The sequence below is a fragment of the Leisingera sp. ANG-DT genome (genome assembly GCF_000813785.1).
Taxonomy (GTDB): Bacteria; Pseudomonadota; Alphaproteobacteria; order Rhodobacterales; family Rhodobacteraceae; genus Leisingera.
This window is the reverse complement of record NZ_JWLE01000072.1, coordinates 1-880: the sequence shown is the minus strand read 5'-3', so window position 1 is coordinate 880 and position 880 is coordinate 1. Positions and strand designations below refer to the sequence as shown.

Annotated in this window: 1 protein-coding gene; it reads right to left on the bottom strand. The window is 65.0% G+C overall.

All coding sequences use genetic code 11. The features are described 5' to 3' along the window. Nucleotides 1-822 (bottom strand): hypothetical protein (locus RA21_RS21760; RefSeq protein WP_039152701.1); only part of this gene is annotated, 822 nt, incomplete at its 3' end. Nucleotides 823-880 lie beyond the last annotated feature (58 nt).

The following is an 880-nucleotide window of genomic DNA, read 5'->3' as shown; positions in this document are numbered from 1 at the left end:
CCGCTGCAGCGGCCCGGACTGCTCGGTGTAGGCAGAGGAATACATCGGCCCCACATGAAAACGGCGCAGGTGCTTGGGGTGGAGGTCGTCGAAATCCTCGTCAAACCCCTTGGCGATCGTGACCAGCTTCAGCCCCGCCAGGGCCTGCGCCATCAGATGCGCCTGCACCTCCGGCCAGCGCCGTTCGTCTTTGGGCAGCGCCACCTTGCCGCTGTCCTCCAGTTCCATCAGGTAGATCACCGGCAGGTTCACCTGGCTGTCATAGGCCGCCCAATGCAGCAGAAAGCGCCGCCGCCGCTCGCCGATGTTTTCCAGCCATTCGCAAACCGGATCGTTCTGGCCCCAGAACAGCTGCCCTTTCAGCAGCTCCTGATAGTAAAGCCGCTGCGACAGCGCGAACTGCAGCTTCGCGGGCACCGCCCGGTCCGAGATGATGGTGCGCACCATATCATCCTTCAGCTGCGCCTCGCTCGCCATATTGGCCAGGTGCCGCTCCGCCTGCTGGGCATCGTTGGCCATGGTCATCAGCTCGGCGGCGACCGGAAAGCCGCTGTCGCGCTTGTCCATCGCCAGGCTGCCAAAGAAGCGGCCCGTATCGCGGCCCGCCATCAGGTATTTCATGCTCAGCGCGCGGAAGGTGAAGTTGAGCCGCATCAGGTAGGCGGTCAGCACCTTCACGTCGGACTTCGACAGCCGCCCCTCCGCCTGCATCGCCGCCGCCACCCGGGTCAAATGCCGGATGATGGTCTCGAACTTCTTGAAATACCGGCGCGAGGCGAAGGTATCGCTGAGGCCTGCGTGGTCGCGGGAAGGATCGGTCATAGATGTCCCCTTCCAGGACGTGCCGCTTGCGGCGCGGACAGCGCCCGGCCGCCCCCCC